The following is a 21,771-nucleotide window of genomic DNA, read 5'->3' as shown; positions in this document are numbered from 1 at the left end:
CCGGGTCGGGGCGTCAGCCGGTGGCGATTCGCAGTCCGGCGCCGGCGAGGATGCGGTCGGCGTCCGTGATCTGCGGGTTGAGCGCCATCAGGTCGCTGACGCTCGTGCCGTACTGCGCGGCGTAACCGCTCAGCGTGGCGCCGTCGGTGATGACGACGACGCCGGCCGGCGGGGCCGGGATCGCCAGCGACTGCCCGGTGCCCATCCGGTCCGGGTCGCTGATCGCGTTGTCCGCGGCGAGCAGCTCCGTCGGCACCCGGTACTGCTGGGCCAGCTCGGACAGGGTCTCGCCGGTGGCCACCACGTGCCGGGTCGCCACCGGCGCGGACGGGACCACCGGGGTGTCGGCCGTCGGGACCGGCACGGCCGTCGGGCCGAGCGGAGCCGGGGTCGCGGGTGCCGCGGCAGCGGTGGCCGCCGGGGGAGCGTCCTCCGACGCCGTACCGAGTGCGCCGGCCAGCAGCCCGAGCAGCAGCGCCGCCCCGGTGACGGCGGCGACGGCGATGGCGATGGCGCGCAGCATCGCGCCCCGCTCGGTGGGGGTGTGGGCGGTCGTGGTCATGATCGGTTCATCTCCTGGGATCGAGTGAGGACGTGGTCGGGCGGGTGACGCGACGTCGCGCGGGGGACCACGGGCCCGGGCCCGGATCGCGGAGGTCTTCCGCCGGCGCCGCACCCGTGCGGCCGTGGTGCGGCGACGGTCGGAGCCGCGTGGCCCGTCGCCGCGGACGACGCCGCCGGACCCGCCCGGCACCGCGAACCCCCGATCGGCGCGGGTGAGCCCCGGGGACGCGCCGAACAGGTGGTCGTGCTCGCGGGCGAGCCGGCGGGTGTCGGGCCCGTGGTCCCGCGCGGAGCCGTCGACGTGGTGCCCGACCTCGTGGGCCAGCACGTCCGCCCACCACGCGGCGACCCCTGGCCGTGCGATCCGGGACGCGATCGCCTCGGCGCGCTCGCGGACCAGGACGACCGTCCCGTCGACCGTGAACGCGAGGGTCCGGGCCACGGCGTCGGCGGCCCGGGCGGTGGTCAGGCCCGCCGCGACGAGCACGCGCCGAAGATCGCGGGCGGTGACCGTCGTCACCGGCGGGCCGCGGGGGTCGTACGGGAGCGACGCCGGGTCGAGGGGGAGGGAGCGGTCGGCGATGGCCCGCAGCGCCGTGGCGACGGACCGCTCGGGGTAGGTGTGCCGGCCGGGGAGGGCGAGGGGGCCGTCGCCGGGCTGGTTCGTGAGGGCACGGTGGATCGCGGCCGCGACCGGGTGTCGGTCCAGCCAGGCGCGGTACGCGGCGCGGACGCGCAGACCGATCACCGTGACGGCGCCGGCGGCCGCCCCGGACGCCGCGAGTCCCGCGGCGACGTCCGCCGGCACGCCGGTGACGAGCAGACCGACGAACGCCGTGCCGCCCACGGCGCCCGCCCCGGCCACGATCCGCCCGCCGGCGCGGACCGCGCGGGCGCCCGGCAGGGGAGCGGCGACCATCTGCAGGCGGATGGCCGGCCGGTCGGTGCGGTCGTGCGCCCGCGCGGTCGCGGTGGCGAGCGTTCGCAGCTCGTCGAGGTAGGCGAGCGCGAGCTCCCGCCACGGGCCGGCCGGCAGCATCCGCGCGATGCGGGTGCGCGCGGCGCCGTGGTCGGCGACGAGAGCGACGAGAAGGCCGACCTGCCCGGCGGCGACGACGTCGGCGACCTCGCGGTGGAGGCGCTCGGGGAGCACGGAGCCCGCGTCGCGGCCCTGCCCGGGCACGACGCGCTCGAGGAGGGTGGCGACGACGTGGGCCGCCTCGCCGTGGAACCCGAGCCACGGCGCGAGCACGGCCTCGGTGATCTCGTGGAGGGCGCCGACGGGATCGCTCGCCCACACGCGCAGGACGTCGCCGTCCCGCCGGTGGGCGGCGTCCGCGACGACGATGCCCCCGTCGACCACGGGCGCCGTGAGGCGGTGGAGCACGATCGCGGGGAGCGGGGAGGCCGTCACCGCGAGGTGACCCCACAACGTCCGCAGCGCGGGCCCGTCCCGCCGGCCCGCGACCAGCTCACCGCCGGCGCGCACCAGCAGGTCGAGCACGCCGTCGAGGGCGGCGGCCACCGGCTCGGCGCGGGCGAGCGCGGACGACCACGCGAGCGCCTCGGCCGGGGTCAGCTCGGGTCCGTGGACGCCGGCCCAGACCCGCGCGGGGTCGACGTCGAGCAGCTCGATGTGGCGCAGCCCGCCCGGCTGCTGGCGGTGCACCAGCAGCTCCTGCTCGTGGGGCAGCGAGACGTATCCGTCGAGGACGTCGCTCCACAGCTCGTCCGCGCCGTCCAGCGAGGGCGACAGCGCCACCGGGACCCGGAGGACCTCGCCGGCACGCAGCGCGAGCGCGTCCGGGCGGTACCACTCGCCGTGGGTCATCGGCGTGAGCAGGTCGCGCCCGGTCCGGGCCGCCCAGACCTCCAGCCAGCGCCGGACGGCCGGCCCGTGGGCGTCGGTCCCGCTGGTGTGGAGGTGGCTGGTGATCAGGATGCCGGCGTCGGTGACGGCCGTGGAGAGGCCGGCGAGGCGCGGTCCCCGCGTGCCGTCCGGGTTCCGGGCCCAGACGTTGACCTCCAGCAGAGCGGGGTGGAGCAGCGCTTGCTGGGTCAGCGCCCGCTCGGAGCCCCGGACGCAGTCGAGGCACGAGCTGCCGAGCTCGGGATGCCGGCTGTGAAGGACGTCGACGGGGTCGAGCACCGCGCCCACGAGCACGGGTCGCCCGCCGACCTCCGCGACGAGGTCGTCCGGAACGCCCTCCCGCGCGACGACGGCTGGAGGCACCCCGTGCTCGGCGACCCAGGCCGCGCGCCACGTCCTCCAGGCCGCGTCGGCCGCGGCGGCCCGGTCGCCGCCGCGCTCGAGGACGGCGAGGTAGCGCCCGATCATCGCGCGCGTCGTGGGGCGGGCGACGGCGAAGTACACGACGGCGGCGTTCCAGAGGTCGGTGCCCGGCCGCAGGGTCCCCCGAGCCGGGTCCAGGTCGACGTCGAGCAGCTCGCCGGCGCGGGCGACGACGGCCTCCTGGAGCCGTCCGACCTGCGCGGTGACCACCGCCGTCCGGTCCGCGGGGGGTGCGGCGGCGATCTCCGGTGCCGCCGTGCGGAGCGTCTCGACCACGTCCCCGCGCATGCCCATGGACACCACGGCGGCGTCGAGCTCGGTCACCGTCCGGACCAGCCCGCTCCAGGCGCCGAGGAACTGGCGGCGGTCGGCGAACCAGGTCGGTGCGGGCGCGGCGTCCAGGAGCGCCAGCAGCGGCGTCCGGTAGGCGGCCTGCGCGCCGATGAGCACGCTGAGCAGCTCGCCGAGCGACCGCGCGCCCCGCCGCGACCGGGGCAGGTCGGCGACCCAGGGGGCGCGCCCCGTCGCCGCCAGCACGAGCGCCAGTGCCAACCGGTCGCGTCGGTTGCGGCCGGGCGGCTGACCGGCGAGCCACGGCGCGTGCTCGAGGAAGCTCCAGTCCTGGCCCGGGACGAACGGCCGCTCGAGCGCCCGGGCGAGGTGGCCGAGGACGCGCCGGACGACGCGTGGGTCGGCGCCGGGACGGGCGAGCGTCGGGAGCGCGTCGAGGGCACCGGACCAGAACGCCGCCGTCGTGGGACCGAAGTCGCCGTCCACCAGCGGGGCCGCGGCCTCGAGGAGCGACCCCTGCGCCGCGGTCGCGTCGAGACGGTCGCGCATCTCGGGGATCCGGTCGCCCAGCCCCGGCGTGCGGTGGAGGACGTCCAGCGCGTCGCCGAGGGCCGCCTGCGCGCCGACGAGCGCCGTCCGCACGTGGTGCTGCCACGACACCGGACGCAGCACCGCGCGCACGGCGACCGCGGTCCTGTCGGCCGCGACGGCGACCGCGCGGCCGACGTCCGCCTCGGCGGCGACGAGCTCGTCCGGTGACGGGCCGAGGAGTCGCCGGTAGCGGACGGCCAGCGCGGCGGCGTGGGCCTCGTGCTCCGCGGGGTCAGCGCCGCCGGCCACGTGGTGGTCGACCTCGTGGGCCAGCACGTCGCGCCACCAGGCGGCGACCGCGGCCTCGTGGTGGCGCCCGGCGATCTCGACCAGCCACTCGTGGTGCACGTGGACGACGCCGCCGACGGTGAACGCGATCATGCGCGCCACCGCGTCGGCGGCCGCGGTGGGTCGTAGACCCCGCCCGACGAGGGCGCCCTCGAGCGCGAGCGTGTCCACCACCCGCAACGGCGGCCCGCGGCTGGTGGGCCGCCGCATCCCCGCGAGCCCGATCGCGCGCTCGGGCAGGGTCGGCAGCACTGCGGCCACGTGCTCCGACGGGAACGGCGTGGCGCCCGTGAGCGCGAGAGCACCGTCCCGCGGTCCGCGCGGCCGCAGGTCGAGGACGACGTCGTCGTCGGCCGCGAGCCAGGGGCGGGTGGCGAGGAGGTACCCGGTGTAGCTCAGCGCGTGGGCGAGCTGCTCGCGACCGTGTGCGCCCCCGGCGATCGCGGCCCGCAGGAGGCGGGCGGCCCGTTCGAGGACCGCCGTCAGGTCCACCGGCGCCGGCGGGGCGGTCCGGGTCGCCTCGACGCGGACGACCCGCCCGTTCTCCACGGTGATGTCGGTGAGGCCGAGGCGCACCAGCATGTCGACGAGATCATCGAGCTCCGGCCCGCGGGCGATCTTCCTCCCGGTGACGATCACCAGCCGCCCCCGGTCGCGCAGGGCGAGCACGAGGTTCACGAGCGCGCCGATCCGCGGACCGGTGAAGGCAGCGAACCCGACGCGTTCGACGACGACCTCGTCGAAGCGCCCGATCGGCAGCGAGGTGGCCGCGACGTCCCCGAGCAGGTCGGGTGCCGCCGTCGCGTCGACGTTCAGGGTCCGGTCGCGGGGTCCCACCACCGGGAAGCCGGCCGCACGGCCACCGCCGACGACGAGCCGGTCCACACCGGCCGCACGGGCCGACGGCGCGGCCCGCCACCGCCGCAGCAGGGCCTGCAGGCGCCACCGCGGCGACCCGATCCCGAGCGCGGCATCGGTCGCCAGGACGGCCGCCACCTCGTCCAGCACCCGCGTGCGGACCGGGGCGTCGAGGGCGGTCAGCAGGGCGGCGCCGTCGGGGGTGAGGGCGTAGCCGTGGGGACGCACCGTCCGGTCCGCGGCGACGAGCCCCAGCTCCCCGAGGGCGACGAGCCGGTTCCTCACGACGTCGCGGCCGAGCGGGGTGCCGGCGGCGAGACCCGCCGTCGTCGCGCCGGGCTCGGCGGCGAGGGTCTCGAGCAGGGAGCGCAGTGACGCGTCCCGCGGCACCGTGCGGCCCGCGTCCGGGTCGACGAGCGTGCGGAACCGCTCCGAGAGGCGGCGTGCCTCGGCGTCGTGACGTCCCGGGCCGGCCCGCCCGGTCACGTGGTGGTCGACCTCGTGGGCGAGCGCGTCGCGCCACCAGAGCGCGACGAACGGCTCGTCGTGGCGGGCGGCGATCCGCGTGGTGTGCTCGTCGGTCAGGTACACCGTCCCGTCGACGGTGAACGCGATCGTCCGGCCGACGACCCGGTGCGCGGCGTCCCGGGTCAGACCCTGCTCCTCGAGTCCGGCCTCCAGCTCGGTGGCGGGGACGATCCGCACCGGGGGACCACGGGCGTCGTAGGGCAGCAGGCGACGGTCGAGCGGCACGGCCCGACCGGCGAGCCGGCGCAGCGCTTCCGCCACGAGCCCGGTCGGGTACGGCGTCGGGCCCGGGAGCGCGAGCGGCCCGTCGGGTCCGTGGCCCCTCTGTTTCTTGCGCGGGTCGTAGGAGGCGAAGGCCTTCCAGGCGCGGCGCAGCAGGTAGGTGACGGGCACGGCGGTCGCGACGCCGACCCCGACGGCGGCCACCACGGGGTGGGGGAGTGCCGCCAGGCCGAGACCGACGAGCCCGAACTGGGTGATGAGGGCCGCGGTCGCGCCCCGGCGGGGCGGGGCGGCCCGGCCGAGGTACCGCTCGATGCCGACCGCGTGCCGGGCGAGCAGCGCGCCGGCCGCGGTGAAGCCGGCGGCGGCCAGCGCCTGGCCGAGGTCTCCCTGGGCGAGGAACTGGGCAGTGAGCAGGGCCCCGCCGCCGGCGAGGGCGACGTTGGCCCAGTTCTGCCCGCTGCGCAGCCGCGGGTCGTTCGTGTCGTCCCACCCGACGTAGCCGGCGGCGGTGGTGCGGAAGGCCGCCCACCCCAGGACCACGTCGGTCCCGGCGAAGACCGCGTTGACGGCCACGCCGAGGACGGCGGCCACCACCGCGGGCCCGGGCTGCTGGGTCAGGTGCAGGGCCCCGTCGACGGCGGCCAGACCGTGGTAGGTGAGGTTGACCCCGAAGGTCGCCAGCACCGCGGACTGCAGCAGACGACCGACGGTGCCGCTGTGCGGCCGCAACCCGAAGTAGGACGAGGCGGTCGCTCCCACTGCCCGCGACACCTTGTCGTGCCACGTCGAGTACTCCGCGACGGCCAGGGCCTCGCGGTCCGCGGCGCGCTCCGCGGCCCGCAGGACCCGCCCGTGGGCGTCACGGACCTCCCGCGCCAGGGGTGTGTGCACCAGGGCGTCGACGATCACGAGGAACTCGTCGGTGGCCGCCCGGACCTGCGCCGTGCGCTCCGCGAGGATCCTGGCGCGCTTCTCCGGGTCGTGGTGGCGGACCTCGGAGGGCAGGTTGCGCACCAGCTCGGACGCGATCCGCTCGACCAGCGCACGGGAAAGCCTCCCGCGCTCGAGCGGCGCTTCGTGCACGACCCGGATCTGCTGGGCCCGCACCCCGCGCAGGCTCAGCACGGCACCACGCACCGCGAACCCGGCGGCGCTGAGCACCGCGCCGACGGTGGCGCCGGCACCGGAACCGACGGTGAGCCCGACCAGCCCGTCCGGTGATGAGAGCGGCCCGCCCGCGAGCGCCCAGGCGAGCGCGCCGATGCCGAGGCCGAGCGCGCTCCCGAGGACGATCCGGGCCCCGCGCGCACGGGTGCGGAACCAGTCGCGAGTCGTGACGATGTCGGCCTCCGCCGCGTCGATGCGGCGTTGCGCGTCCTGCACGGCGCGCAGCGCATCGGCCTGCTGGGCGGGGATGGACGCGGCCAGGGGACCGTGGTCGAACATCGCGTGGGCCTCGCGCGCCGAGAGCAGCGCCTCGAGGGTGTAGGGGTTCCCGTGCGTGTCGCGCAGGGGGGACGGAGCCGGTGGCCCGCGGGCCGGGCGCGTCCGCAGCAGCCGCTGCCACCACCGCGTGACGGTGGGACCCTCGGGCAGGGCCGACAGCCGGCGCTCCTCGGCCTCGCGGGCCCGTGCGTCGGCCGCCTCGTGATCCCGGTCGGCCCGCCGGAGGTCGCGGTTCGTCCTGCGCAGCTCGCGGGAGTCGCGTCCGCGGACCACCTCGAACCCGACGCTGTTGTGCCAGGCCACCGCGCTCTTGATCTGCTCGTGGTTGTCCACGTAGGCCGTCACGTGGGCCTCGATCTGCGCGCGGGTCGCGCCCGGCGCCGCCGGTCGCCAGTCCGGGGTCGGCCCGACGGGGGTGTAGCCGGCCGGCGCGACCGCCCCGGCGGCCCGCTGCTCGGCGAGCCACCGCTCGACCACCTGCTGACGCGCCACCCCGAGGAGGCCGGTGGCGACGAGCTGCGCGTAGAAGCCGTCGGGCGCCGTGAGCTCCGCGAAGGCCCACGCCTGCCCGCGGCGGACGGCCTCGCCGACCATGCCCTCCGCGTTGCGGAACAGGATCCGCTCGACCGTCGCGGCCCCGTGGGCGTCGGTGGCGACGTCGCGCAGGATCGGGAACATGTCGTAGTAGTGGCGCAGGTAGTTGTCGAGCGTCGGCGACTTCACCGAGTCGGTCCCGAACACGAAGTGCTCGGGGAAATCGCGCAGGAGCGCGATCGCCGCCCTGCGCACCGCGACGTCCTTCTGGATGTGCTGGGCCAGGTCGTTCCACGAGATGTCGAACATCAGCCGCGGGAAGGCCTCGCGGTCGCGACCGAGGTCCGCCAGCCGCGCGCCCTCCTGCTCGAGGACCTGCCGCAGCAGCCCGATGTGGTCGACGGTCAGCTCCGTCCACTTCCCGACGCCGAGGTGCGAGAGCGAGACCTGGGCGTCCGGGTACTGGCGCAGCAGCGCGACGAGCGGGCGCAGGTGGCGCTCGTCGGGGGTGGCGGCGACGTACTTCGCGTCGCGGTCGACGATCGCCTCGCCGGCGTCGTTGTGGAGGATGACCACCTGGCCGCTGATCTGTGCGGCGGCGAGCATCTCGCGCAGGTGCGGGCTGTAGCGGTCGGGCACCCCGGCCGTCGTGCGCAGGGTCCCGTCGGTGTCGCGGCCGCGCAGCGTGTCGGCCGCGCGCGACTCACCGAGGTCGATCAGCGTGCGCCGGATCGGCTCGGCCGCGCCGGCGAGCACCTCGGCGAAGTCGGCGGGGGCGACGGTGCCGGCGACGAGATCGGCGAGCTGCGGCGACAGCGCGGTGGGGGCCAGCCGCCCCGCGCGGACGGCCTCGTCGATCCAGGAGAGCGCGGTGGTCAGGCGCCGCATGTAGCGGACGTAGTCGGGGTTCTGGACGTGCGCGGCCTGGGTCTTCAGCAGGCGGGTGACCGCCTCCTTCGCGAGCGTCGTCTCCGCGACGACGTAGGCCAGGTCGGGGTTGAGCAGCAGCGCCGTCAGCAGGTAGCCGTGCGCTCCCGCGATGTCGATGCGCGCGCCGGAGATGCCGGGCAGGGCCCGCCAGCGCAGGTCGTCCGGCAGCGCGCGGATCGCGTCGAACAGCCGGACGTCGGGGAACTTCCCGCGCATCGTGAGCATCGGGTGGCCGAAGGTGATGCCCTGGCGGAGCTCTCCGGTGTTGGCGTAGTAGAAGCCGCCGCCCGCCGTCGCCAGGCCTCGGCCACGCTGGGGGATCGGGGACAGGACGACCCGGCCGGTGTGGCCGGCGTCCCGCAGCCAGCTCAGCAGGTCGGCCAGCTTCGTGTAGCGCGGGTCGGAGTAGTCGCCGTGGTGCAGGTGCATGTCCCAGGTCGCGCCGTACGTCGGGCGGCGCTCGCCGATCGCCTCGGCCACGCGCCGCGGGATCCCGAGGGTGACCAGGCGCTCGGTGAGATGCGCGGCGTCGAGGGTCGGGTCGACGGCGCGGAAGGCCGCCGCGTGGGAGGTCGCGGCCTCCGGGGACGGGCTCTGCCCGGTGGCCAGACGCGCCGCGCGGTGCACCCGGAGCAGGCCGAGGGCGGCGTCGACGACGGTCAGCCGCTGCTGCGGGCCGGACTCCGCGCGGTCGAGCACCTGCGCGACCCGTTCCGCCGCCGCGCCCCACACCGCCTTGTCGGCCGGGAACCATCCGGTCCCGGTGGTGACGAGGGCGCGGGTCGACGGTTCGACCCAGAAGGCGATCTGGCGGTTCCGCAGCCCCTGGCCCGCGGCCTCGTGCACGGCTCCCTCGACCGCGGTCCAGAAGGCCCCGCGGGCGGCGTCGAGCTCGACGGTCCACTCCGTCACGGCCACCTCGGCCTGGTCCCGGGCACGGCGGCGGGCCGCGACCTGCTGGGTGACGACGGCGAGGACACGGTCGGCCGGCGCCGCAGCGGGCATGAACGCCGGGGCGCGGCGCGATCCGGTCGCGGCGACCGCGGCGGCCTCCACCGGGTCGAGCCCCAGTGCGACGGCGGCGCGGACGGCGGCGTCCGAGGGAGAGCTGCCGTCCTCGGAGAGGCGCGCCGCGAGCCAGGGCAGCCAGTCCGCGCGCTCGGCCCAGTCGCGTCGCGCGACGTCCAGGGCGGTCTCGGCGGCACGCACGCCCCTGCGGGCGCGGTCCAGATCGACGCCCGACGACCTCGCCGCGAGGCCCGCTGCGCGGTGCAGGACGAGGCGGGGGAGCGGTGAGAGCCTGCGGAGCTCCCGCAGCCAGCGGCGCAGGAGGTCGGTCCGGCGCTGCAGGCCCTCGACCCGGCGTATCTCGGCGACCAGCCCGGCGGCGTAGGCCCGGTCGACAGCCCGCCACGTCGCGGCGTCCGGCACGGCGCTCGGCCACCGGCCGACGTCCGACGCGTCGTCGATGGCCGGGCCCAGTGCCCGTCCGTGGTGCACGGCCATCGCGCGGAGGTCGTCGTGACGCCCGGCCTCGCGGAGCTCCGCGATCTCTTGTCGTCCCCGCCGCGTGAGCCAGCTCGTCGGGTCGACGACCTCGCCGGGCACCGCACGCTCCGTGAACGTCGCGATCCGGTGCGCGGCGGCCGCCGGGTGGCCGGCCGCGATCAGGAGGGCCTCGGTCACCTCGTGCACCGCGGCGCCCGCTCCACGGCCGAGGTTCACGTGCACCTCGAGCTCGCTGCCCGACCAGGCGTGCCACGACCGCTCGCCGGAGGACGCGGGCAGGGTCGACCAGCGCACCCGGGGGACCACCAGACCGGGGATCCGGCGCGCCAGTGCGTCGCCCGCGGGGGTGCCCGCGCGCGGGTCGAGCAGCTCGCCGGTGAGGCGGACGAACAGGTTCGCGATCACACCGGCCCGGGCGGAGACCCCGGGCGGCAGGGCCGCCGGGTCGACGAGGCCCTCGGCGAGCAGCCGAGCCCGGATCGGCGTCATCGCGGTCCCCGCGACGGCGGCCAGGGGGTCGTTCGCCTCGTCCTGACCGTGGCGGCTCTGGAACCCGCCGGGCGGGACGCCGTGCACCGCGTCGCGCATCCGCCGGGCGAGTGCGACGACCTCGTCGCGGGCCGTCTCGATCGCTTCCGCGGGAGCGCCGGCCTCGACGAGGCCCGTCACGACGTCCATGCGTGTCGCGAGGAGGGCGCTCTCCGCGGCGAGGAAATCCTCGCGGGGACGGTGGTCCCAGGCGCGGACCAGGCGCGCGAGGGCATCCTGCTCGCGCTGCTCGGCGCTGGGGCGGCCGGCGCGGACGTCGGCGATCTCGTCGCGGCGGGTGCCGACCAGCCGCGCGAGGGCCCGGTCGCCCGTCCCGGCACGGTCGGCGGCGGTGATGGCGTCCTGCAGGCGCTCCTCGGCCCGGTCGATGTCACCGCGCCACCGCTCCGTCTGCCGGGCGACGTGCGCCAGCGCCGCGGTCGCGCCTTCGGTCAGGATGGTCGGGGCCAACGGACGGCCGGGCTGCGCCGGAGCTCCCCTCGCCGCGCCGAGCAGTCGCTGCACCTCGACGGGGGTGACGAGCCCCCCGAGCGCCGTCGCGATACGGCGGGCGATCTCGTCGGGTGGCCACGAGGGCTCGACGTCCGCGAGGTGCGCCGCGAGCCACGGCACCAGGGCGGTGCGTGCGCGGTGGGCGGTGAGCGCCTGGTCGCGCGCGCTGACGGCGGCGGCCACGCGTCGCTCGTCGGGGGAGCGCCGATCGGGGGCGGAGCCGATGTGGCGCCGGGTGAGCCGGTAGAGACCGTAGAGCGCGCCGGCGACGGCGGCGGGCAGCGTCAGGCCCGGCCACCACGTGGGGCCGGGCGCCGGACGTGGCCCGACCGAGGTTTCGGGGTCGGTCGAGGGCACCGGTGTCGCCGTCGCGGTGGGCGTCGCGGTGGGCGTCGCGGTCGGGGTGGGGGTCGGGGTCGTCGAGGCCGTCGGGTCTCCGGAGCCGGACCGCTCCTCGTCGACGTGGTCGTGCGCAGCGGTGGCCGGCGGCGTGACCGGGACTACACGGAAGGTCTCGCCGGTGCGGATGAGGTCGAGGTCGGTGCCGGCGAAGCGCGCCGGGTCGGCCTCCGCGATGTCGGTGGGCGTCAGCGCGAGGCGCTCACCGATCTCGGTGAGCGTGTCGCCGCGGCGCACGGTCCAGGTGCCGCCCCAGGTGTCCGGCAGCGCGATCTCCTGGCCCGCCCGGACCCGGTCGAGCTCCGTGATCCCGGGGTTCGCGACGGCGAGCTCGTCGAGACCGACGTGGAGGGAGGACGCGAGGCGGCCGAGCTGGTCGCCCTCGAGCAGGTGGACGTGGTCGGGGCGCGGCACCGTCGCGGGGACGGGCGCGGCCGGCTCCGTCACGAGGGCCACGGCGGCGTTCGCGGTCGGCGGGGCGACCTGGGTGCCACCGAGGGCGACGGCGACCGGTCCGGCGAGCACGCCGCCGGCGATGAAGAGCGCGCCGAGGACCGGGGGCCCGCGGGCCAGGGCGGCGATGATCATCCGTCCGAGGCGCGTGGTCTGCAGGAAACCCGCCGGGCCGCCGTCGTGGTCCGCGGCCGCCCGGTCGCCGGCGGCCGGACCGGGGTCGGGGGAGGAGCCTCCGGTCGGCGGGGTCGAGACGGGGGCGAGGACGCCGTCGGCACCGGTCGGCGTCCGGTCGTCCGCCGGCGCCGGGTCGCCGGGCACCCCGGCGCCCTGGTCACCCGTGCCGTGCAGGGGGGCGCCACGACCGTCCGGGGTGACCGCCCTGGCGAGGGCGCGCACGAGACCCTCCTGCGCCTCGGCGGACCAGGTGAAGCCGTTCTCCGTGGCGAACGAGGCCACGAGGTCGGCGACGTCACCCGGGGTCGTGGCCGCGACGGTGAACAGCTCGGCAAGGGCCTCGGCCCCGACGGCGCCCTGCTCGTCCGTCCGCGCCAGGTCGACGATCACGTCGACGGGAGCGCCGGCGTGGCGCAGGGCGTCGACCAGGGCCGTTGCGTCGTCCGTGCCCTCGAGCCGCGGGCCGTGGCGGGCGAGCAGGTGCTGGTCGATCACGGCGAGGCCCGCGAGCTGGGCGGCCCGTTCCTCGACGGAGCGCGCGTCGCGCAGCACCGCGCCGGCGGCCACGGGCACGAGTGCCGCGAGGTCCTGTGCGGTGAGCTCGCCGGCGCGGGCCCGCTGCCACATCGCGGCGACGTCGGCGGGGAGCGCACCGTGGTCGGCGAGCTGGGTGATCAGGTCGGCGACCGCGGGCAGGCCGACCGCCTCACGCAGCACCGGCACGGAGAACGCGGTCCAGTCGGCCACCGCGCCGCCGTAGAGGTCGGTGAGCACCTCACCGAACACCGCGGTGAGCTCGCGGTCGGACCACACCTCCTGGTCCGCCAACGCGTCGCGGTGGCTCTGACGCCACGCCAGCAGCGGCGCCGGCGTCTCGGTCAGACGGGCCCGGCCGGCCTCGAGGGCGGCGGTCCCTGCGGGGCCGAGGTCGTCGGGGGCCTGGTCGAGCAGGGCGGTGGCGGTGGTGATGTCGCGGTCGAGGAGCTCCTGGTAGAGCGCGTCGCGCTGTGCGGACGTGAGATCGAGACCCGCGAGCAGACCCTCGATCCGGTTGGCCTGGTCCCAGAGTCCCTGCTCCGCGGGGTGGAGGGCCTCGAAGGCCGTGCGCAGCGCCCCGTCGACCATCGCCAGATCGACCGTGCCGTCGTCGGTCGCCCGCAGTCGGGCCAGCACGTCCTCGCGGACCGCGGCCTCGCTCCGCACCGTGCGGCCGGCGTCGGGAAGCCCGTCGCGAGCCGACCGCAGCGCCTCGACGGCGGTGGCGAGGGCCTCCTGGTCGACGCCGGGGCGGCCGCGGAGATGGTCGACGAACGCCCGGAGTGCGGCGGGCTCCAGGGTGGCCAGGGCGAGCGCGCCGGCGCCGGTCGGCTCGCCCCCGCGGGCCAGCAGCGCCTCGGCGACCGCACGGGTGTCCGCGAGCTCGCGCGGGCTCATACCCAGCGCCTCGCCCACCTCGGCGGTCCGGACGATGCTGGTCGTCGCCTCGACCGTGCGCGCCAGGCCGCGGGCGACGTCGTAGTGCAGGGTCCGCTGCGGGATGAGCGCGGCGATCTCCGCGGCCCGGGCGCTCGTCAGCGGCGTGGATCCGGCCTGCTCGAGGAGCGCCTGCAGCGCGGCGTTGTCCGTCACGCCGAGCTCGGGGACCGCCCGCCCGGACCGCGCGACGGCGAGCTGGTGGAGGTCGATGCCGGCGGGGTTCGCCCCGAGCCCCGTCACCCGTGAGGTGCGGAACGTCGGCCTCCCGACGACCGGTGCCGGCGGCGTCGTCCCCTGCCGGGCGACGACGGCGTCGAGATCGATCTGTCGGTTCAGGGCGTCCTGCATCCGGGCCAACGGAGAGCCGTCGGGGAGCGCGGCCGGCGCCTCGGAGGAGAAGACGTAGCCGTCGGCGGTGCGGTAGGCGACGTCGTCGCGGGCGGTGTGCTGCGACCACGACCCGTCCTGGCCGTCGCGTCCGGCCCGGTTCTTGAGCTGGGTGAGCAGGTAGGACGGGACGGGCTCGGTGATGACGACGTGCAGCCCGCCGGCATCGAGGGCCGCCTGCGTCGGCTCGATGTCGGTGCCGCGGTTGAGGCGGTTGGTCGCGATCGTGACCGCGCCCCGCTCACCGGCGCGCTCCACGATCTCCCGGACCTGCTGCTCGCTCATGAACGGGTCGACGAGCTCGTGCGGGATCAGGTCCTCGGTGAGCCGCCGGACGTAGCGCTGGAGCGCGGTGTGCGAGGCCACGACGAGGACCGGCTGCCCGGCGGCGTGGGCCCGCAGCATGTCCTCGATGGCCGCCGCGTGCTTGGCGTCCTGGTCCGCGTGGACCCGCTGCCCGCGGTCGACGAGCCGCGACGTCCCGTGGTTGGGCCGGGGCCGGTAGACCTGCAGTCCGAATCGCTCGCCCAGCACGCCGGCGGAGGGCACGAGCGTGCCCGACATCCCCACGAGCTCGGCGCCGTCCCGCAGGTAGGTCTCGGGCGTCATCTCCCCGAACGGTCGGTGGTCGGGGCTGATGCGGTCCACCATCCCGTCGTGGGCGCGCATCTCGAGCGCCTGCTGGTAGCCGCCGTCGTAGGTACGCCCGGGCAGTGCACGCCCGACGAGGTCGTCGACGAGCACCAGGCGCCCGTCCCGCAGCGACCAGGCCGCGTCCGGGAGGACGTGGTGGGCCCAGGCCGCCCGGTCGGTGCGCGCCCGCAGCGCCGTGTGGCGGGGCAGCGTGAGGTCGAGCCCACCCTCGATCGTGCGCAGAAACTCGAGGCCGCGGCCGTTGATCCGGCCGTCGGTCAGGTGCTCGGTCGGGTGCAGCTGGCGGGCGAGGTCGTCGGCGACGGTGAGGTCCGCCCGCGGGACCCCGCCGACGGCCTCGCCCTGGATGCGCAGGGGCGTCCGACCGTCGTGGTGCATGACCAGGTCGGCCTCGTCGACCAGCCGGGCCGCGGGCGGCTCCGTCCGCGAGCGGAGGGCGGGCCGGGACCGCGCGTTGACGATCGCGTCGAACCCGAGGTCCACGTAGTGGCCGATGGTGACGTCCGCGGCATGGGCCCGTGCTCGCGCGGCGGTGGGGATGCCGCCGCCGAACTCGAGATGGCCGACCGTGAGGCTCGTCCTGAAGCGTGTGTTGAGCGCCGTGAAGAAGTCCCCGTACGCCGCGACGGCGTCGGCCGCGGCGTCGGGGGAGTGCACGACCAGCTCCGTACCGCCGCGCAACGGGGAACCGGTCAGCTCGGCGTGCAGCAGCCGGGTCGCGAGGTAGGCGAGGCCGATCTGGGTCTTGCGGCCGCCGGTCTCCTTCTGGACACCGAAGCCGTCACGCAACGCGACGCCGGCCTCGACCATGCCGTCGGTGACGGGGTCGTGGCGCTTCTGCCCGGGCGCGCGGGCCTCGTTGTGCTCGACGGCGAGCCGGTTCTGCAGCTCGACCACCGCGGCGTGGACACGGTCGGGGCTCGGATCCGCACGCAGGCTCGCGGCGGCTTCGGCGTCGGACAGGCCGTCGAACTCGTCCCGCGCGATGCGCTGGATCTCTGCGGCACGGCCGAGGATCGTGGGGTCGCCCTCGACGACCGTGGCCTGCTCGGCGTCGGGGGCGCGGCGAGCGACGTACTCGGTGCCGGCCGCATCGCGGACCAGCACCACCCGGGCCTGCGCGTGGGTGTCCGCGGCAAGCGCGTCACGGATCGACTGCTCGGGGCGTCCGGTCTCGGCGGCGAGGTCGGCGAGGCTGCGGGCCCCGCGGGCGTTCAGGGTGGCGGAGTCGAGCACCGTCGGGGGAGGCACGCCGGTGTGCAGCGGGTCGATGTCGGCCGCGGGGACGGTCTCGCCGTCGCGCATCGCCGGGCCGTCGGCACCGTCACCGCGCGCGGCAGGTCCGCCGGCGGGGCCGTCGCCGGGCGTCGGGGTCGGGCCGCCGCTCCCGCCCGCCCCGCCGCCGCTCCCGACGGTGCCCTGGACAGGACCGACCGGGAGGCCCGCCGGATCACCGGGAGCGGCGGGGTCGACTGACGGGCGCGCGTCCGGTGCCTCGGCGTGCTGGGCGAGCCGACGCTCGGCGAGCCGCTCGGCGGCGGCGTGGACGTCGCGGGACTGCTCGCGGTACCGCGTCTCGCGCGCAGCGAAGTCGACGGCCGACTCGCCCTCCGCGCGCGTCGGCACCGGGTTCCTGTCGAGCCAGGCGCGCACCCGCCCGTGGATCGCTGCGGCGGACTCGCGGGGTCCGACGCCGAGCAGCGCCCGGTCCTCGCCCAGCTGCTGGAGGGCGGTGTCGAGCCTCAGGAGACCGTGGCGGCCGACCATCCCGGCGCCGTAGGAGGCCTGCCCCAGACCGCGACCGAGCGTGTCCATGGCTGCGGCCCCGCGGGGTGCTGTCCGGACACCGTCCGGCGTGATCGTCCCGGCGGCGGCGGTACGCAATCCGTCGGCGGCGGCGCCGAGTCCGGTCGACACCCCGCGGGCGGCGAGGCGTGCCCCGGCGGTGTACATGGTGAACGGGGCGGCGCCCGCCTGGATCGGGACGTTCAGGGCGCGCTGGGCGCGGGACAGCCCGTCGGCGTGCCGTGACAGGTCGGCGGCGAAGAGGTCGAGGTACTCGGCGTTCGCGACGGCCTCGCGGGGCGTGTAGGTCCGGCCCTCGACCGCGATCCGGGCGTCGGGCAGGGCATCGCGGGCGCCGGAGCGCAGCATCCCCGCCTCGACGCTCACCGCGGCGGCCTGGTCCCGCGCCGAGTGGATGACCTTGCCCAGCGCACCCGAGACGGGTGCCACGACCAGGGCCGCCGTGCCGAGGTCCTCGAGGCCGGTCATCCAGGGATTGGCCTGCACGGGGCGCCCCGAGATCGGGTCGAGGACCTCGCGGCCGTCGGCGTCGAGCTGGGTGCCCGTGTAGCCCTTGCTCGCGGCGTCGAGGTCGCCGGTGACGAGACCGGTGAAGCGGTCGGCGGACCCGGTGAGCTGGTGGATCAGCCCGTCGGTGAACGGGGTCGCGCTCTCACCGGGTTCGAGGGGCTGGAGCAGACCGAGGCCTCCGTCGATGCCCGCGCGGTCGGCGCCCAGGTCGATCAGCGCCGCCGGGATCGGCGTGACCTCGGTCCACAGCGCATCGATCATGTGCGGAAGCATCACGACGGCCTGCCCGGCGGCTTCGTTGACGCCCGGGTTCGTCCGGGCCTCGCCGGCCTCGATGCCGTCGAGATCGTTCAGCGCATCGGTGATCGTCTGCGCGGTCGCGTCCAGGAATCCCATGTTGGCCGCGTCCTGGAGGGTCTCGAGACGCTGGAGGTCGTCGCCGTCGGGGTCGAGTCCCGCCGTCCACGTGGCCCAGTCGCCGGGCTTGCGCCAGGACTGGTCGAACCACGTCCCGACGGGCCCGCGCCGGCCGAGGGGGTCCTCGTCGACCTGTCCGGCGTAGCGCGCGAGCAGGACACCGTCGGCGCTGGAGAGCAGGAGATCGTCGGTGAGCCCGCGCACGCCGGTCGGGTCGTAGGCCGTGCCGTAGGGGCTGCGACCGTCCGCCAGTCCGGCGGCCGTGACGAGCTCCATCAGCTGGTTCGGGTCGTAGGCGACGGCCTCGTGCGCCTCGGGCATGCCCTGGTGCCAGGAGTTCGGGTCGAGCAGGCGCTGGTAGTACGCGTCGGTCAGGGCGCCCGTGGGGGTGCGGAGACCGTCGACGACCGAGCCGACGCGCATCGCCGCGGGGATGTCGGGCATCAGGGTCGAGGGCAGGCGCGCCGTGCCGAGCTGGTTGGTGTCGGCGCGAGGAGCGTCGAGCGCGCCGCCGTAGACGAGCCCGGCCAGCTGCTCGATGGTGCCGAGCCCCTGCTGGTACCCGGTGTCCGCGACGGTGGGATCGAGGCCGGCCTGAACGCCGTTGACGAGGTCGAGCGTGGCGTCCGGGCCCACCAGGCCTGCCAGGTACTCGGGATCCGGGACGACCTCCATGTCGGGGATCCCGTCCTCGGCGAGGAGGCCGAGGTCGAGGTCGCGGAGGGCGCCCTGCTGCGTCCGCAGCGTGGTGAGCAGCGTGTGCCGCTGCTGCTCCAGGGGTGCGGAGTCGGCGAGGATCGCCTCGCGGTCGGCGTTGAGCCGGTCGGCCTCGGCCTGGGTGAGACCGCCGGCCTGCGCGGTGGCGAGCTGGTTCTCCCAGTCGGCGATGCGCTGGTCGAGGGCGCGGTTCTCGGTCGAGTCGGCGAAGGTCGCGAGCGCGTCGGCGGTGTCGATGACCGCCTGCTGCTGCGCGACGATGCCGTCCGCGGCGAGGCGCACGTCCTCCTCGGACGGGATGCCCTGCCGGCGTGGGTCGTCCGCGGCCCAGCCCAGGACGTCGCCGACCACCTCGGGGCTGCGCCCCACGAGGTACTGCGCGTACCCGGGGGCGTCGGTGATCGCGCGCGCCTCGATCCCGTCGAGCAGCCCCTGGGACTCCGCCCACCGACCGAGCGCACCGGGGTGGTCACTCTCGAGGGCGTCGGCGGCGTCGGCGATGGCCTGCTGCTCGTCGGCGGAGACGTCGCCGTCGCTGCGCGCCTGGCGGACCAGCCCGTCGAGGACGGGGAGCTCCGGCCCCAGAGCCGACGAATCCTGATCCCGGGTGACCTGGTTGCGCAGTGCGGTCAGGGCCAGGGCGTCACGCATGCCCTGGGTGACCGTCATGCCCGAGCCGAACCGGTCGGAGACACCGATGCTCGGGGGGACGACCTCCGACCGGGCCTGACCGGGAATCTCGCCCTCGGACAGTGCGCGGCCTGCGCCGCGGGTGTAGCGGTCGTCGAACTCCTCCACGGCGGCGTCCGTGACCGGGGTCCAGGGCATCCGCTCGGTCTCGGGGTCCGAACCCGCGAAGGCCGACGACGAGTCCGCGGCGGCCTCCGACGTGCTCCAGCCGCCGTCGTAGGACAGGACGGTGCCGCGTTCACCCATCCCGGGCGTCCCGGGGCCGATCGGTCCGTCCAGCGTCACGAAGTGCCGGCCGTCCTCGCTGTGTCCGTCGCAGAGACCGCCCGACCCGAAGGCGCACGCGGCGCCGCCGCGGTCGACCGCGTCGGGGAAGAACTGGGTGAACCCGCCCCCACCGCCGTACGTCGGGCGGTAGGTCTGGGTGCCGCCGCCGGGAACGGTCCCCGTGGCCTCGGCCCAGGCGTTGCCGACGGTCCACTCGCCACCGTCGGCCTCGCCGGTCGCGAAGCGGTGGGTGAGCGTCCCTTGCTGGAAGATCGGCTCGGTCGGGTGCGCGTCGTCGAAGGACCGCCCGGACGGAGCGCGCAGGGTGGCGCCCGTGCGGTCCGTGCCGAGGCAATCGCCGACGCAGTGGACCCCGCCGCCCCAGCCGGTGACGTCGGTACCGGTGAGGTCGAGGTGGCCGGCCGGGTCGGTGAGGTTGACGTAGGTCCGCCCGGTGCTGTCGGCCACCGTCGCGGCGCGGCCGTCGGCATGCAGCTGAGCGCGCCGGCCGTCGTCACCGCGCGTCGTGCCGTGGGAAGTGCCCTGGGGTGCGCCGGCCCCCTCGCCCTCGGCGAGCATCACGCTGCAGTGGCTGCAGTCCCAGCGCCCGACGCCGTTCGCGTCGCGGCCATCGACGCTCATGGTCCCGGCCGTGAGGGTCCCGTACTGGTCGGGCCGCCGATCCGGGGCGGCGTCGAACGCGACGTGCTGGAGGCAGGCCACGGTGCACTCCGTGTGCGCCCCCTGGTCGCCGTCGCGCCCGACGAGGTTGGTGGGCTCGAGGTTGTCACCGGTCGCGGTCACGGTGTTGCCCCGGCCGTCGTCGAGGCGGCAGCCGTTGCCGGTGCAGATGCCGTCCGACGGGCCGTCCATCGCGTCCCTGACGGCGGCGATGCCTGTCGGGCCCTCCCCGGTCGAGGTGAAACCGTCCGCCGTGCGGGTGGTGGCGCCGTCGCCGGTGGCGGCCACGTCGCCCGTGGTGTCGATCCCGCCGTCGGGGTCGGGGGTCACGACCAGCGGGGCGTCGGGGTCGGTGTCCCCGGCGTTCTCCGCGGCACCGAGCCGCACCTCGGCCGCCGAGGTCTCGCCCTCGCCGGCGGTGGCCTGCTGTCCATCCCGACCGCTCGCGACGCAGCCCGCGGCGGCGCACCCGGCCGTCGCACCGACGTCGTCCGGGGTGCCGTCGGGGCGTGTGCCGACGAGGTCGACGTGCCCGCCGCCCTCGGATGTGCGGACCTCGCCGCCGGTGCCCGAGTCGATCCCGCCGCCACCGGTGAACTCGCCGGTGCCGCGGTGCGTGTCCGCGTCGCGGGTGAGGGTGAAGCTCGGGCCCTCGGCGGCGGTCGCGGTGGAGACGACGGTGTCGTCCTCGGCGCCGTCCTGTCCCGCCAGCCGCCCGGTGCACTGCGCTGTCGAGCAGTCGACCTCGCTGCCGTCGGGAGTCTCGACCCGGACCGATCCACATCCGTAGCCGGAGCACCGCCCGGAGGACGCGCCGCTGGAGTCGACCGCCTTCGTGCCGCAGAAGTCGCCGGAGCACTCCCCGGAGATCGCCGGGTCCGCCCCGCCGGACGTGCCCGTGGCCGGCGTGCTCTCCACGACGCGCTGTGTCCGCCCGTTGCGGTCCGACCTGTCGGTGTAGACGGTCGTCGATCCGTCGGCGCGCGTGTCGGTGGTGATGGTGGTGCGGCTCGGGCCCGTGTCCTGGACCTCGACCTCGCGTGTCGTCCCCTCGTCCACCGGCCCGTAGAGCGAGCCCGTGCCGGAGCTCGGCATCCCGATGTCGGTGCCGTACTGCAGCGGCGCCATCGGTTGGTCGCGGAGATCGGTGGCCGGAGCGTCGGGCTTGGGGGCGACGTCCGGGACCGTCGTGGCGAGCTCCTCCGGGCCGTCGTGCGTCCCGTCGCGATCGCGTGAGTCGTCGCCACCTCCTCCACCCCCGCCGCCGGGCAGGCCAGGCCCCCCGGGGAGGACGGGCGGCACGGCGACGATCTGCGGACCGGCAGGCGCGGTCCCCGCGCCCTCGTCGGGGACGTCCGTGCCCGCCGGCCGTGTGGCGTCGGCGAAGGAGACCGCGGGGGCGCCCGCGTCCGTGGCGCCGTCGGAGCCGGTCAGCCCCGCCGGGGCCGCGTCCTGCGGGGAGAGGTTCGCAGTACCGCCCGGGAGCAGAGCCGTGAAGCCCGAGGCGGAGGGGACGACAGAGGCAGTGCCGTCGCCGGTCGTCGCCACGGTGTCGCCGCCGGACGAGCCATCCGTCGCTGTCGGGCCGGGGAGCTGCAGGCCGACGGTGGTGGCGCCGTTCGTCGTGTCGTCCTGCGCGCCGGGGCGGTTGTCGTCGTCCGAGAGGAGAGCAGTGAACCCCATCCCAGGAGTGATCCCGGGAGCGGTGACCTCTCCCGCGGCGGTGCCGTCGGTGCCGGGGTCGGTGGACGCCACCTCCGCGCTCGCCGGCGACGAGTCGTCGTGGTGGTCGGTCAGCTCAGTGGTTCGCTGGTCACCGGAGGCCGGGGGCCCGGCACCCGATCCCGTCGCGCCGTCGCCGACCCCGGTGCCCGGCGAGGCGTCGTCGACCACCGGAGCGGACACCCCGTCGGTCGCTGCAGGGGTGGGCGTGGACGGCGTCCCGTCGGTCGTCCCGGTCGAGGTCCGGTCGTCGCCCGTGTTCTCGACCACCGGATCGGCAGAGTCGGCCGACGTCACCGGAGTCGCGGTGTCGGTGT

General features: G+C 76.6%; 1 protein-coding gene. It reads right to left on the bottom strand.

Features of this window, described 5'->3' with window-relative positions; genetic code table 11:
- Positions 1–13 precede the first annotated feature (13 nt).
- On the bottom strand, positions 14–21,637 hold the full coding sequence (locus WCD41_RS29305) for a LysM peptidoglycan-binding domain-containing protein (RefSeq protein WP_337718787.1): 21,624 nt from the start codon (positions 21,635–21,637) through the stop codon (positions 14–16).
- Positions 21,638–21,771 lie beyond the last annotated feature (134 nt).

This window comes from Actinomycetospora aeridis (genome assembly GCF_037400275.1).
GTDB classification, from domain to species: domain Bacteria; phylum Actinomycetota; class Actinomycetes; order Mycobacteriales; family Pseudonocardiaceae; genus Actinomycetospora; species Actinomycetospora aeridis.
Note: the sequence above shows the minus strand (reverse complement) of the source record. Positions and strands in the feature narration are given on the sequence as shown.